Here is a 15,120-nt window from a genome sequence, read left to right on the forward strand (position 1 = left end):
GTAATCCCTCTCCCTCTTTATAAAAAAATGGAAAAATTTATATATTTGGTTCCTTTTGATAATATAGATAAAGATATTTTAGACTTTCTTTCAGCAAATCTTCCTAAGATTATTCCTTTTCCTGTAAAAACATACTTTAACTTACCTATACCCAGCAATACTTACAATCCTGAAAGAAATCAATACCTTTCTTTACCTTTTCTTGACATACTTACCAAATTAAAAATACCCGATAGTTTTAAGGTCCTTGGAATAACGAATGTGGATTTATATACCCATGGACTTAATTTTATATTTGGGCAAGCAAAACTTAATGGAAAAGAAGCCTTAGTAAGTATAGCACGATTAGATAATAGTTTCTACAGATTACCGAAAAATCATGAAATTTTATATATCCGCACCTTAAAAGAATCGGTCCATGAACTTGGACACACTCTGGGTCTCTCCCATTGTCCAAACCCAGAGTGTGTCATGCATTTTTCTAATTCTATATCAGACACCGATAGAAAAAGCTATAATTTCTGTCCTATTTGTAAATTAAGCCTTTCTTACCTTTTTTAAATTCAATCCTTTAATTTTTAAATTTTCTTCTATCTCTTTAAGAGTATAGGGAGCTCTAAAAATTACCTCATATTTATCTTTTGGATAAATAGTAAAATAATTATCTTCCCATTCCGCATTTGGAAGTTCCAATGCTACAAATAAAGCAATGAAATCACTTTCCAAAAGTACTCTATATATTTCTTTGTCAAGCTCCTCTACAGTATAAATAACTTCTGCCTTAGGGAGTTCTAAATGTTTAAATGGAACAAAGAAATATTCGTTCTGATCAACTAAATTACCCTTTTCATCAAAAAGTTGTACATAGAAAAATTCTCCATATTTATCTACTTCTTCCAAAGGAACTGTTATAGCATTTAGAGATGTATTAGGAGAAAGATCAAGAGCAGTTTCCTTCTTACCTCTCCTTTTTCCTTTAAAAGTACTAAATGCATATTCTATTTTACCCTCAAAATATTGCAGGGTATCATTAACTACAAAGATTAAAAGTTTACCGTCTCTTGGTTCTATATTTACTTTCAGATTCTTAAAAGACCTTTTTACAAAATAGTAAGAAGGTTTCAAGTTTTTATAATAATCAATTATGCTCCAACTCACTACCGGCCAACAATCGTTAAGTTGCCATATCAGTGCTCCTGCAGTATGGAACTTATTATTTCTCCAGTGTTCTATTCCTGTTTTTAACGCTAACCCTTGGATGATTTGAGAAAGATATATGTAATCATCCATATCAGATGTAATTTTAAAATAACCAGAAATATACCTTAATATTCTTTCTGTACCCTCATAAGCCTTGTTATGAAATTCAATTTCCCTACTTTGAGGATGATATTCTTTCTCAGAAGTAATAAACTTTCTGATAGTCTCTGAAACAGGAGGAGCCTGCATTCCAAACTCACTTACAAATCTAGAATTATCTTTAAGATACTCTTTAAAGTCTTTCCATCCATGCCATATATCCCAGTTATGTCTATCTCCCGCCTCCTCACTATTTGGATACCTTCCACCGTAAGGGCTACTTGGCCAATATGGCCTTGTTAAATCAAGTCTGGCACATACATCTGGCAAAACTTTACTATATATCTCCTCTCCCCAGAACTTATCTCTTTCACCCCACCATTTTGCTACATAGCCCCAATTATTCTCATTATTACCACACCATAAAACAATAGAAGGATGATTTCTTAACCTCTTAACAACAAATTCTGCTTCCCTCTGTACTTCTTCTAAAAATTTCTCATCATCTGGATATTCCGCACATGCAAACATAAAATCTTGCCAAACCATTATGCCAAGTTCATCACACAAGTCGTAAAATATATCATTTTCATATATTCCACCACCCCAAACTCTAAGCATATTAGTTCCCATTTCTTTAGCTTTTGTTAGAAGAAATCTATAATCTTCTTCTCTTAATCTTGGAAGAAAACTATCCGCTGGTATCCAATTTGCCCCCTTAGCAAAGATGGGTACATCATTTACTTTGAAAATAAAAGATTCACCTTTCTCGTCTTCTTTTGTATATAGCTCTACTTTTCTTATTCCAAAAGTTTCCTCTATTTTATCTAAAACCTCACCTTTCTCATCCAAAAGAATCAGTTGTATTTTATACAAGTTCTGTTCACCATATCCTTGCGGATACCAAAGTTTAGGATCTTTTATAGTTAATGGTATCTTTAAAAATACTCTTCCTTCTGGGAGGGTAAATCTTAATCTTTGTTCCAAAACAGGCTTTTTATGTGAGATCCTAAACGCCACATCTACACTCATAGCTTGTTGAATCTCTATATCAAGCTCCAGATTTATATGGGCAGGATTACCTAAATTCCTTAAAGGAACCCATACATCTAAAATTCTCGCTTTATCCCAACCCTTTACTTTCACTGACTTCCACAAACCTGAAGTAGCAAGTCTTGGTCCCCAGTCCCATCCAAAGGAATATTGAGCCTTTCTACCAAAAACTCGGGGAGAAAAATCTCCTCCATGAAGTTTATATGGATAATTATCTGCTCTTTCTTTAAGCGTTTTTGTAGGTGACAAAAGCTTCACTTCAAGAAGATTTTCCCCCTCTACTAATATATTTTTTACATCAAAACACCAAGGAATAAACATATTATCTGTTTCTCCTATTTTCTTCCCATTGAGATAAACTTCAGAAAAAGTATCAATTCCTTCAAATTCCAATTCTATAGCAGAATGCTTTAAGAAATCCTTATCTATATTAAATTTTTTCCTATATATCCAATCTTCTTCCTCTACCCATTGAACCTTTAGTTCATTTTCCCCCACAAAAGGATCTGGTATTAAATTATTATCCATTAAATCTAAGTGAACACAACCTGGTACTTTAGCTTTAAGCCATTTTCTCTCTTTTGTATTTCTAAACTCCCATTCACCATCTAATTTAATGACATCCATAACTAAAAATCCTCCCCTAAGGTATAAAAATTTTGTTTAGTATAACTTATTAACTTGTAAAAATCAAAATCTCCTTAGGGGAGTATTAGGATAATAAATTCATTTAATATTTATATTACCCATTGAACATCTTATAATAATTTCTGATTTCTCACCATTCCCATATATATATGTATCACCTTTCACAATCATATCTGGCCTTCTTTCGACAGATGCTTCACCCATCGTAACTTTTACTACTAATTTTCCATCAAAATCATCAGGAAGTACTATGGACATATCTCCAGTATTACAAATTAATTCTCCTTGAGAGGGAGCTTTAGCAAAGACAATATCCAAATCTCCCATATTTACCTCAGCCCTAAATTTCTCACTCTCTATATATAAATCACCATCACCCATTTTTATGAGAATCTCACTTTCCTTCGCAACTAATTTTCCCTTTACATCCCCTGCGGAAACTTTCATCTTAACCGTGTTTAATTTCGGTAAATTCAAACTAAAATCTCCTGCAGAAAATTTAATCAAGTTATCTTCTAAAATGAATACACCTTCTCCCTTTATCCTTATCTTTTCTTCTTGCCAAACATCTATACCTAAATCACCTGCTGTAATCTCTAAAAATATTGGTTTATCCTCTGACCATTCATATTCCTCATCTACATGCTTTATCCCCTTCATACTATTTACTATAACGCCCGGTATGATAGAAAAAGCAGAAGTTAAAGCATCGGTTACAATCTCTCCCATATTAACAAACCCAAATTTATCCTTCCTCTTTGATTCTTTCCTTTCCTCAAGAGCCTCAATAAGTTTCTCAGCTTCATCAGCTTTTATTTTTCCTTCTTCTAAAAGTTTTAAAATTCTTTTTAATTCATCATCCATATTCCTTATACCTCCATTTATTAATATAGATTTTTAAAAATTATAAAATAAAATTTTATATTTTTCAATATTAAGATCTATAAATTTTATCATATTTTACTAAAAGTAAAATATTTTATATATAACTAACATGTGTTAAGAATTAATAAAAACCTGTTATCTTCTAATATTCGTTTAATTTTACCTATTTGAAGTCGCATGATTTTTGTTATATTATTAAGAAGAATTTAAAACAAAAAAAGGGAGGTATGAGAGATTGAATACAGCCATATTTGACCGTTTAAAAAAAGAAGAGGTTATTGCCTACTTCTCTATGGAAATAGCTTTAACTTCTGATATACCAACATATAGTGGAGGCTTAGGTGTTCTAGCAGGTGATACAGTAAGAACAGCTGCTGATTTAAACATTCCATTTATTGGAATTACTCAGATAAGTAGAAAAGGATATTTTAAACAAGTAATAAAAGAAGATGGTACTCAAATAGAACAACCAGCTACCTGGGATCCAGAAAAATATATGTCTCCTCTTCCAATTAAAACCTTTGTTGAAATTGAAGGTAGAAAAGTATATATTCAACCTTGGGTATACTATTGGAAGTCTATTCACGGACATGTTGTACCTGTCATATTCTTAGATACCAATCTACCAGAAAATTCTGAAGAAGATAAAACTATTACTGATATCCTATATGGTGGCGATCTATCCTACCGTCTAAAGCAAGAAATAGTATTGGGAATAGGAGGAGCAAAAGTATTAAAAGAGTTAGGACTTAGAATTAGAAAATATCATTTAAATGAAGGACATTCTGCTCTTCTCACCTTAGAACTTTTAAAAGATGAATTAAATAATGGTAAATCCTTAGAAGAAGTAGTAGAGAATGTCAAGGAGAAATGTATTTTTACAACCCATACTCCTGTAGAGGCTGGACATGATAAATTTACATACGACCTTGTTTCAAGAATTTTGGGAAATTATATCTCTATAGATTTAATTAAAAAATTCGCAGGAGAAAATGTTCTTAATATGACTCTTCTTGCTTTAAATCTTTCCGGATATATAAATGGTGTTGCAAAAAGGCATCAAGAAATATCTCTTTCCATGTTCCCTGGCCATAGAATATATGCCATAACTAATGGAGTTCATTCCTTTACTTGGACTTCTACCCCATTTCGAGAACTTTTTGACAAATATATTCCAGGATGGGCAACTGAACCCGAACTTCTTACAAGAGCCCAATTTATTCCAAGCGAGGAAATTTGGCTTGCCCATAAACGAGCTAAAAGGGATCTTATAGATTATATATATGCCCAAACAGGAGTAAAATTTGAAGAAAATGTGTTAACAATAGGTTTTGCAAGAAGAGCTACAGCATATAAAAGACCCCACCTTTTATTTTCTGACATTAATAGACTTAAAAAGGTAAAAAGAAAAGGACCTATTCAGATCGTTTATGCTGGTAAAGCTCATCCCAAAGACATAGAAGGTAAAAAACTAATTAAAGAAATATATGAATACATCAAAGAATTAGAAAAAGATATCAAAATTGTATATTTACAAGATTATAATATGGATATGGCTAAAAAGATTGTAGCAGGTGTAGATGTATGGTTAAACACCCCCCAAAGACCATTAGAAGCTTCTGGTACCAGTGGCATGAAGGCCGCTCATAATGGTGTAATTAACTTTAGTGTACTAGATGGTTGGTGGATAGAAGGCCATGTAGAAGGATATACTGGTTGGTCCATTGGTCCCTCACCATTGGAGGAAAAAAGCTTAGAAAATCATGTTCAAGAAGAAATTGATGATTTATATAATAAGCTTGAATATATAATTTTACCAACCTATTATCATCATTGCGATGATTGGATTAAAATCATGAAAAACTCTATCTCTAATTTAGCCTCATACTTCAATACGCATAGGATGATGAAGAGATATATTACAGAAGCATATTTTAAAAATAGATAAATAAAAAGGGGGGAGCTTTTATATTAAAAGGCTCCCCCTTTCTTATTAAATACCTGACAAAGAACCTGATAGCAAGCCTCGCATAAAATATCTACCAAGAAATATATATACTAAAAGAGGAGGCAAAGCTGTTATTAAAGCACCTGCCATCTGAATATTCCATTGTACAAAATAACTTCCTGCAAGATTATTCAAAGCTACTGTAATAGGCTGAACAGAAGGATTAGGGGCAACTACAAGTCCAAATAAGAAATCATTCCATATAGAAGTAAATTGCCATATCATAACCACAGCAAATGCAGGCATAGACACTGGAAGAACAATTCTCCTATAAATACCAACAAAATCTGCCCCGTCTATTTTAGCAGCTTCTATCAGTTCTGAAGGAATAGTAGAGTAATAATTTCTAAAAATAAGGGTAGTTATTGGAATACCATATACTATATGCACAAATATAAGACCTGGAATAGTACTATAAAGTTTTATCTTCTGTAATACCTGCACTAAAGGTATAAGAATACTTTGATAAGGTATGAACATACCAAATAAAAGCATAGGAAAAAGTATATCTGCTCCTTTAAATCTCCATTTTGTAAGTACATAACCATTCATAGAACCCAAGAAGGCAGAAAGAATAGTAGCAGGAATAACCAAATACACACTATTCATAAAATTCTGAGAAAGCCCCCTAAGTCCTCTCTTTGGATCTCCTTTCCATGCCTGTATAAAACTTTCAAAACTAATAGTTTTGGGAAATCTCCACATGGTCTTAAGATCAACTTCTGCAAAACTTTTTAGACTTGTAACCACAAGCACATATACGGGTGTCAAGTAAAAGATTGCAAAAAGTATCAGGAAAAAATATATTAATAATCTTCCTAATCTCATTATCTCTTAACCTCCGATTTGAGGCTATATTTTAGATAAGGAATAATTAAAACCCCCACCATTAAAAGAAGAATTATTGCTATACTTGCTCCTTGTGCAAAATGATTCCCTCTAAAGGTAGTATCATACATGAATAAGGCAGGAACATCACAAGAAAAACCTGCTCCAGATCCTGTCATTGCAACAACCAGATCAAAAATTTTTAAAGATATATGGCCTAAAACTATTATGGCACCCAAGGTTATTGGCCTTAAGAGAGGTAAAACAATATATCGATAAACTTGCCACATATTAGCTCCATCTACCTGAGCTGCCTCAAATAATTCATTTGGAATTCCTCTTATTCCAGCTAAATACATAGCCATTACATATCCTGACATTTGCCATACTGCAGCTATAACTACAGCTTTTATTCCTATTTTTGGATCTGTGTACCAGCCACTTTTCAAGAAAGAAAGCCCAATTTTATCCAAGATTTGGTTTAGCCCAATAGGATTATTTATAGTACCAGGATTTAATATCCATCTCCATATAACACCTGTTACTACAAAAGATATAGCCATAGGGAACAGATAAATATTTCTAAATATGTTTTCTCCTTTTATCTTTTGATCTAAAAGGATGGCAAGAAGAAAACCTAAAATTAAAGATGATATAAGAAATAGAGCTGTAAAAACTAATGTATTTTTCATAGATATTTGAAAGCGAAGATTCTGAAAAAGTTCTATGTAATTTTTTAATCCAACGATACTAAAACTTGGAAATATATCATTCCAATCAGTAAGAGAAATAAATCCAGTCCAAAAAATAAAAAAATACACAAAAATAGCTATCAATATGATTGATGGAAGAATAAAAAGAAAAGAATACAATTTATCCTTTTGCAATATCTTCACCACCCTTAAAAGTTATCAGGGGGAGAGTAAAACCCTCCCCCCTTAAAAATTCTCTTATTGTTTTACTCCATTTTTAATAGCCACATTAACAAGGGCTCTCTGGGTAGTCTTTACATCTGGTCTTACCACAAAGAGGGAAATCACATCCTTAAATTCTGTTACCCATCCTTCAGAAGCGGCTGCACCATGCATTACGCTTGGAACTATCTTATGCTTTAACCAATCATCCATACAAGATCTCTGATAAGCTGGGAATTTAGATTTATCAACATCTGTCCTTGCTGGAATTGATCCTTTCTTAAGATTAAAAGCTTCTTGTCCTTCCTTTGATCCAAGAACTTTCAAGAAGGCTATAACATTATTTCTATTTTTAGCTCCTTTTGGAAGTCCAAAACTATCAGATAAAGCATCAAAAACTCCAGCATTACCAGGAGCAAGAACCCATCCAAAATCTTCAAATCCCTTAGCATAGAAATAACCGACAGCCCAGTCTCCCATGATAGTCATAGCTGCAGAACCATCTACAATTAATGCACAAGCCTCATCCCATGTCCTTGCTGAGTGATCAGAATTTACATAACTTAACATTTTCTTAAAGGTTTCTAAAGCATCAGTCACCTTAGGATCGGACCACTTTGTTTTTCCATTCCATAATCCCTTATATCCCTCAGCACCAAGTTTTCCAATCAATACAGTCTCAAATACATGAGCAGCTTCCCATCCATCTTTTGTTCCAAGAGCAAAAGGTATAATTCCTTTAGCTTTCAATACTTCAGCTACCTTAAAGAACTCGTCAAAAGTCTTAGGTGGAGTTAAATTGTTCTCTGCAAAAATCTTTTTGTTATACCATAATACATTAGCTCTATGAATATTTACTGGTACAGACCAGTACTGTCCATTATAAGACACAATGTCAAGTATACCTTTTGGCATTACTTTCTCCCAACCTTCTTGCTTATAGAGGAAAGTTATAGGCTCCATAAACCCTGTTTTTACCCATGTATCTATTAACTCATGACCTGCATGAACTTGGAATGTGTCTGGTGGATCTCCACCCAACATTCTTGTCTTAAGAACTGCCTTTGCATTTGCACCAGCTCCTCCTGCCACTGTAGCATTAATAACTTCTACACCAGGATATTTTTTCTGGAAAATTTCAATCAAAGCCTGAAGTCCCTCAGCCTCTCCTCCTGCAGTCCACCAACTAAAAATTTCTAATTTACCTTTTGATTGAGCAATGGATGTAAAAGTCAATAGTACTAAAAAGATTAACAAAAGACTTAAAATTTTACGATACATAATAAAACCTCCCCCCAAATAGAATTTTAGAATCTAAGGATAAAGGATATTAGGATAGACACCTCCTTTTTTGTGGGGTTTAAATATACATTATCTTACATAGTTGAAAGTACTGGCCCTTCAAATATATCCCAGAAAGCCCAAATACCTGCTCCAATAAGCTCTGCAGGATATTCCAGGAAAGAAGTAAGCTCTATCTTAACTTTGCCAGCATCTTCAGTTATACTTTTCCGCCTTACTATATCAACCAGTTTCTGTCTTATATTTTCCCAAATCTCCTTTGTATCGTTCTTTATAAGTGGACCACCAAGGATAATTACATCAGGATTAAGACCATTTATTATATTTATTATTCCAATACTTATATCCTCAATATAAGAATCTAAAACTTTCTCATCTTGAATCTCGGCAAATTCTTTTTCAAGATCAAATCCAGCCTTTTTCGCATTATCACTTCCCAAAGATGCATATCTTTCCCAACATCCCAAATTTCCGCATTTACACTTTATTCCACTCCTACTTACTGTCATATGCCCAAATTCACCTGCTGTATTTGCCTTCCCACGATAGAGTTTCCCCTCTAATATTAGTCCTGTTCCCACACCTTCTCCTATAAATATGTACACAATATTTGCATCAGATAATTCTATTCTTTCCCCCAACATTCCTTCTGCAACCACTGCCATATTTGCCTCATTATCCATTTTCACAGGAATATCAACAGAAAATTCCCTTCTGAATCTTTCTGTTATCATATCTCCAAGGGGTAAATTCCTCCAATTAATATTGGGAGCTACTACTACATTCTTAAAAGTATTATCCACTATTCCAGGAATTCCTATACCCATAGCGTGAGTCTTACCAAGACCATCAGGGAACAGCTCCTTTGTATATTGAACTACTTTATCTATAAACTCATTAGGATTTTTGGGCGTTACAAAACTTTTTACAGACCTTATTTTCATAGAGAAATCAACCCTTGCAATGGTAGAATGAGTAACACCTACTTTTATAGCTATAACATTCCGATAATCAGGATTTAACCCTAACATTATAGCCCTTCTACCAATCCTCTTGGTTACATAAGGTTGAATCTCTACAATCATTCCTTCAGAAATAAGACTGTTTATAAGCCTTGTAATTGTACTTTTACTAAGACTAAACCTTCTGGCAAGTTCTGTACGAGAGATATTTCTACATCTCAAAAAAGCATTTAAAACTATAGTTTTATTAACTTCCCTTTGCTGATTCGCTCTACTACCTCTTCCTGTTCTTATAAATACCATAAATACTAATTTCCTTTCTATTAGTTCCTCATTGAAAATAATTCTACTATAATTTAACAACAATCTGTTTAATTTGTCAATAATATCTTTGTTAATGTTAAAATAGAAATATGAAAAATCTGAATAAAAATGGAGGTCTTTGAGAAATGTTTAATTGGCTTAAAAAACTTTTCTCTTCCACAACCACTCTATCTCAAAGTTTCATTGTATCAGTAAAATGTAAAAGATGTGGAGAAATCATAGATGTAAGAATAAGACCTAAGGAAGAAGCAAATCCTGAATTTGGGGAAACGGATCAGATTATAAAATATGATCTATACAAAGATGTATTAGGAACAAAATGTCCCAACTTAATGAGACTACATATTGAGTTTTCACCAAACTGGAGTATACTTTCAAAAGAAACCGAAAATGGAGAAATTTTAGAAATAAAAAATTTATAAAAGGAGGTTTCCAAAATGCAATATAGAAAATTAGGTAGAGCAGGAATAAAGTTAAGCGTAATTGGACTTGGAGCATGGCTTACCTTTGGAGAGAAGGTAGATTATGACCGTACAAGGGAATGTATATTTACAGCAATAGATAATGGTGTAAATTTTATAGATCTTGCAGATGTATACGCAAAAGGAGAAGCAGAAAGGGTAGTCGGTAAAATATTAAAGGACTTTAGAAGACAAGATCTTGTTATCTCCAGTAAAGTATACTGGCCTATGAGTGATAATATTAATGATCGGGGACTATCAAGAAAGCACATTATGGAATCTATAGATGGATCTCTAAAAAGACTTGGAGTAGACTATTTAGACCTATATTTCTGTCACCGATTTGACCCTGAAACTCCCATCGATGAAGTTGTAAGAGCTATGGATGATCTTGTTCATCAAGGTAAAATATTATATTGGGGAACCAGTGTATGGACAGCTGCCCAAATTGAAAGTGCAGTAGGTACTGCCATTAAATACAATGCTTACTTACCTCAAGTAGAACAACCTCGCTACAATATGCTGGATAGACATATAGAGCCAGAAATCATACCCACATGTGCAAAACATGGAATAGGTATTACAGTATTTTCTCCTCTTGCCCAAGGAATATTAACTGGAAAATATAATAATGGAATCCCTGCAGGAAGCAGAGCAGAATGGAGCGATTGGCTTAAGAATGAACTAAATGAAGAAAATATAGAAAAAGTTAGAAAATTAACAAAATTAGCCCAAGAAATAGGAATAACTATGTCCCAGCTTGCTTTAGCTTGGATATTAAGAAGACCTGAAATAACTTCCGCTATAGTAGGTGCCACAAGACCTGAACAACTTAAAGAAACATTAAAAGCAGGTGACATTACTTTATCTCCTGATGTTTTAGACGAAATAGAAAAGATTCTTGCTAATGCACCTAAATAAAAAATGAATTTAAAAGTAAGCTTTGATCTACTAACATTAGAAGTTTTTTATGAGGAGACAAAAGATATAATAATTGATTCTATCATTGAAAAAATATATCAGATAGGAAGCACTGACATATTTTGGGAAATTTATTCTCCTCATAATGGAAGATATAATTTAGTTCTCTCTGTTCATCCCCAATTATATAGAATACAGTTAACCAGAAAAAATTTCCCATACCCATCAAAACCCCCCTCCTTTTCTATGCTTTTAAGAAAACATTTGGAGGGGGGAAGAATCTTAGATTATTACCTAATACCCCAAGAAAGAATTATAGAATTTAAGATTAAAACCTTTCCTGAAGAAAGTAAAAAGGTAATATTAGAACTTATGGGAAAATATAGTAATCTCATACTGGTAAATGAGAATAATATAATAATAGATGCCATAAAACATGTTCCAAGTGAGATAAACAGATTTCGAGAAGTCATACCTGGAGCAAACTATATTTATCCCCCTAAAAGCATAAAGATACCTATCTCAGAATTAACGGAAGACAAACTTGAGAGTCTTCTAAATAAGGACATCCCAATAAGAGATCTCATACTAAAAGAAATATCCCATATGAATCCTCATATAGTAAATGAAATTATAGAAGATATAGGAAATAAGATGGCAAATATACTTACTCTAACAGAGAAGAATATATTAAAAGAAAGACTTTTAAATATCAAAGAAAAAATAATAAGAAGAGAATTCAAACCTATCGCCTATCTAATAAATGGTGAACCTATTACTTTCTCCCTTTTTCCCCTCAAAGAGTATGAAGATTTAGAGAAAAAAGAGTTTGATAAGGTCTATAAATTGGTAGACTATATATATTCTTATGCCTTTGAAAAAGCATTATTCACTCAGAAAAAAAATAGATTGTTGGAAATTATAAAAACCAATATAGAAAAGGTTGAGGAAAAAATAAAAGAGTTAGATTCTCAAATAAAAGAAGGCGAAGATTCAGAAATCTTTAAAATAAAAGGAGAAATTCTTATTCTTAACCAAAGCTCAATAAGAAAGGGGCTTGAAAAAGTAACCTTTCTTAATCCCTATAATCCTAATGAATATATAGAAATAGAATTAGATCCAAGTCTATCTGCTATTGAAAACGCCCAAAAATATTTTAAAAAATATAAAAAACTTAAAAGAGGAATCTCTATTTTGAAAGATTATAAAAGTAAATTAGAGGAAGAATTGTTTTATCTAAATTCTATTGAATTTTCTATTGAAAATGCAAATTCCCTCTCAGAACTAATGGAAATAGAAGAGGAACTTGAAAAGGAAGGATATATAAAAGAAAAGAAAGAGAAAAGCCAAAAGAAAATCAAAAAATCGGAACCTTACAAATTTATAAGCTCCGATGGTTTTGAAATTTATGTCGGTAAGAACAATAAACAAAATGATTATATAACTTTTAATTTAGCAAAGCCTGAAGATATATGGTTACATGCCAGAGGAATTCCAGGTGCTCATGTGATAATCAAGGCTCAAGATAAGGAAGTTCCAGATAGCACTTTATATGAAGCAGGAGCTTTAGCTGCCTACTTTAGTAAAGGAAGAAATTCCACCTATGTACCTGTTGATTATACCTTCAGAAGATATTTGCAAAAACCTAAAGGAGCTAAGCCAGGTTTTGTAATATATAAAAATGAAAAAACCATTTTTGCCAAACCTGAAGAAGCCTTAATATTTTTGTCTCAAGAGTTTAAGGACTCTTTCAAAGTCAGATGGTAAAGGGACAGAAAAACTCATTCTTTCATACGTTCGCGGGTGTATGAAAGAAATCTCCTTTGCATGAAGAAGCTGACCTTTCACACCAAATCTCTTATCAATCCTACCATAAATCTCATCACCTACAATTGGAAAGCCCAAATGGGATAAATGTAATCTAACTTGATGAGTTCTTCCTGTCTCTAAACTTGCAGATACCAAAGTATATCCCTTAAACCTTTCTAAAACTTTAAAATTAGTAATAGATATCTTACCATTATAAACTATAGCCATTTTCTTTCTGTAAACTGGATGCCTTGCCATTGGAAGTTCTACCCTTTTTTCATCCCAAGGAATCTCCCCCTCACATAAAGCCCAATATACCCTTTTTAGAGTTCTATTCTTTAATTGCTCAGATAATTTCTGATGAGAAAAATCATTCTTAGCTACCACTAAAAGTCCTGTTGTATCTTTATCTAATCTATGCACTATTCCAGGTCTTAGTTCTCCTCCTATTCCTGAAAGATCTTTTACTTTATACAAAAGAGCATTTACAAGGGTATCTTGATAATGACCATGGGCAGGATGCACAACCATTCCTCGTGGCTTATTTATAACCAAAAGATCATTATCCTCGTAAATTATCTGAATGGGTATATCCTTAGGTATAATTTCAGTATTTTCAGGAGGAGGAATTATCACATTAATAATATCTCCAGGCTTAACCTTATAACTGCTTTTAACTATAAATCCATTAACCTTTACATAACCTTCATCTATAAGAACTTGAATCTGAGAACGGGAAAGATGAACTTTTTTAACTAAATACTTATCTATTCTATCAATTTCATCCTTATTTTCTACTATGAGTTGATACTCTACCATTCCTGATTAATATATTTTTTCTCTAAGCTTAGAGATATCTCTTATAAGAATATGATTTTTCTTTATATCAATTATACCCTCATCTTCAAAAGATTTAAGCACCCTAATTGCTGTTTCTCGAGAAATACCCACAATATTTCCAAGTTCTTGTCTTGTAAAATCTAAATCAATAAGTATTCCATCCTTTATAGGATGACCTCTCTCCATTGCTATATCAATTATCACTCTGGCTATTCTGCCTGGAGCATCAAGAAACATTAGAGTTTCAATCTGCCTATTAGCCTTTCTTAATCTTAAAGAGAGAGTTCTTAATATCTTAAGGGCTATTTGAGGATGATTATAAAGTAGATTTAAGAAATCTTCGCGATTTATTATCATTACCGATGTATCTTCTAAAGCCACTACAGTAGCAGACCTTGGCTCACCATCAAGAAGAGACATCTCTCCAAAAAACTCAGTGGGATAAAGAATGGAAAGAATTCCTTCTTTACCTTCCTCCGTCTCTAAAATAACTTTTATCTTTCCAGAACATATCAAAAAGAAGAAATTACCCGTTTCTTCGTCCTTTTGGAAGATGACAGTGTCTTTTTTAAAATCTTTTTTCTTAGCTATCTCTAATAGCTTATTTAATTCTTCTTCAGAAAAATCTGAAAATATAGGGACCCCTTTAAGAAATTCCTTCAAATCCATAATTCAATTATATAATAATAAAGGATTAAAAACCACATTATTTTTAACTCTTACCCTTTAAATTGCCATTTTTCAGATTAAGATAAAAACTAATTGTTAGATATCAAAGAAAAAATTTTTTCAATTTGTATATTAAGGGTATATTTGCTAAAATTACATTTGTATCTTAAAAAAGAATTACAAGGAGAAACTCTCTC

At 32.6% G+C, this 15,120-nt stretch carries 13 protein-coding genes; 5 read left to right on the plus strand and 8 right to left on the minus strand.

Features of this window, described 5'->3' with window-relative positions; all coding sequences use genetic code 11:
* Positions 1 to 27: 27 nt before the first annotated feature.
* Complete coding sequence (locus ACY3IT_RS09640; RefSeq protein WP_463082729.1) at positions 28 to 561, plus strand: archaemetzincin family Zn-dependent metalloprotease; 534 nt, start codon at positions 28 to 30, stop codon at positions 559 to 561.
* Here ACY3IT_RS09640 and ACY3IT_RS09645 read toward each other — a convergent pair.
* Both ACY3IT_RS09645 and ACY3IT_RS09650 read right to left on the minus strand, forming a co-directional pair.
* A complete protein-coding gene (locus ACY3IT_RS09645) occupies positions 538 to 2,979 on the minus strand; it encodes a beta-mannosidase (protein WP_463082730.1) in 2,442 nt (813 codons plus the stop codon). The genes ACY3IT_RS09640 and ACY3IT_RS09645 overlap by 24 nt on opposite strands.
* A 99-nt stretch (positions 2,980 to 3,078) precedes the next feature.
* Entirely contained in the window at positions 3,079 to 3,864 is a 786-nt protein-coding gene (locus ACY3IT_RS09650; protein WP_463082731.1) for an SHOCT-like domain-containing protein, read from the minus strand.
* A gap of 256 nt (positions 3,865 to 4,120) precedes the next feature.
* On the opposite strand from ACY3IT_RS09650, the gene glgP reads away from it, so the two are divergent.
* Positions 4,121 to 5,833 (plus strand): alpha-glucan family phosphorylase, encoded by a 1,713-nt coding sequence (gene glgP / locus ACY3IT_RS09655; protein WP_463082732.1) that lies wholly within the window; start codon positions 4,121 to 4,123, stop codon positions 5,831 to 5,833.
* 45 nt (positions 5,834 to 5,878) lie between these two features.
* Here the strand turns inward: glgP and ACY3IT_RS09660 are convergent, their stop codons facing one another.
* The 4 genes from ACY3IT_RS09660 to ACY3IT_RS09675 all read right to left on the minus strand — a co-directional run bounded on the left by ACY3IT_RS09660 (position 5,879) and on the right by ACY3IT_RS09675 (position 10,202).
* Positions 5,879 to 6,721 carry a carbohydrate ABC transporter permease gene (locus tag ACY3IT_RS09660; RefSeq protein WP_463082733.1) on the minus strand — a complete coding sequence of 281 codons (843 nt, stop codon included), beginning with the start codon at positions 6,719 to 6,721 and terminating at the stop codon, positions 5,879 to 5,881.
* Positions 6,721 to 7,608, minus strand: a complete 888-nt coding sequence (locus tag ACY3IT_RS09665; RefSeq protein WP_463082734.1) for a carbohydrate ABC transporter permease — start codon at positions 7,606 to 7,608, stop codon at positions 6,721 to 6,723. Before ACY3IT_RS09665 ends, ACY3IT_RS09660 begins: the two co-directional genes overlap by 1 nt.
* Before the next feature lie 63 nt (positions 7,609 to 7,671).
* Entirely contained in the window at positions 7,672 to 8,916 is a 1,245-nt protein-coding gene (locus ACY3IT_RS09670; RefSeq protein WP_463082735.1) for an ABC transporter substrate-binding protein, read from the minus strand.
* A 95-nt stretch (positions 8,917 to 9,011) separates the two neighbouring features.
* The gene (locus ACY3IT_RS09675; protein ID WP_463082736.1) at positions 9,012 to 10,202 is read right to left on the minus strand and encodes an ROK family transcriptional regulator; all 1,191 of its coding nucleotides are present in this window, start codon (positions 10,200 to 10,202) and stop codon (positions 9,012 to 9,014) included.
* Between the two features lie 146 nt (positions 10,203 to 10,348).
* Between ACY3IT_RS09675 and ACY3IT_RS09680 the strand changes: the two genes are divergently transcribed.
* Genes ACY3IT_RS09680 through ACY3IT_RS09690 form a run of 3 tightly spaced genes read left to right on the plus strand, consistent with a single transcriptional unit; the run spans position 10,349 to position 13,372 of the window.
* The gene (locus ACY3IT_RS09680; RefSeq protein ID WP_463082737.1) at positions 10,349 to 10,645 is read left to right on the plus strand and encodes a hypothetical protein; all 297 of its coding nucleotides are present in this window, start codon (positions 10,349 to 10,351) and stop codon (positions 10,643 to 10,645) included.
* A 15-nt stretch (positions 10,646 to 10,660) separates the two neighbouring features.
* The gene (locus ACY3IT_RS09685) at positions 10,661 to 11,605 is read left to right on the plus strand and encodes an aldo/keto reductase family protein (RefSeq protein ID WP_463082738.1); all 945 of its coding nucleotides are present in this window, start codon (positions 10,661 to 10,663) and stop codon (positions 11,603 to 11,605) included.
* 3 nt (positions 11,606 to 11,608) lie between these two features.
* Complete coding sequence (locus ACY3IT_RS09690) at positions 11,609 to 13,372, plus strand: Rqc2 family fibronectin-binding protein (RefSeq protein WP_463082739.1); 1,764 nt, start codon at positions 11,609 to 11,611, stop codon at positions 13,370 to 13,372.
* On the opposite strand, the gene ACY3IT_RS09695 is transcribed toward ACY3IT_RS09690, so the two are convergent.
* Both ACY3IT_RS09695 and ACY3IT_RS09700 read right to left on the minus strand, forming a co-directional pair.
* On the minus strand, positions 13,322 to 14,233 hold the full coding sequence (locus tag ACY3IT_RS09695; protein ID WP_463082740.1) for an RluA family pseudouridine synthase: 912 nt from the start codon (positions 14,231 to 14,233) through the stop codon (positions 13,322 to 13,324). The genes ACY3IT_RS09690 and ACY3IT_RS09695 overlap by 51 nt on opposite strands.
* 6 nt (positions 14,234 to 14,239) lie before the next feature.
* The gene (locus ACY3IT_RS09700; protein WP_463082741.1) at positions 14,240 to 14,923 is read right to left on the minus strand and encodes a Crp/Fnr family transcriptional regulator; all 684 of its coding nucleotides are present in this window, start codon (positions 14,921 to 14,923) and stop codon (positions 14,240 to 14,242) included.
* Positions 14,924 to 15,120 lie beyond the last annotated feature (197 nt).

The organism is Dictyoglomus sp. GBS (assembly GCF_055179815.1).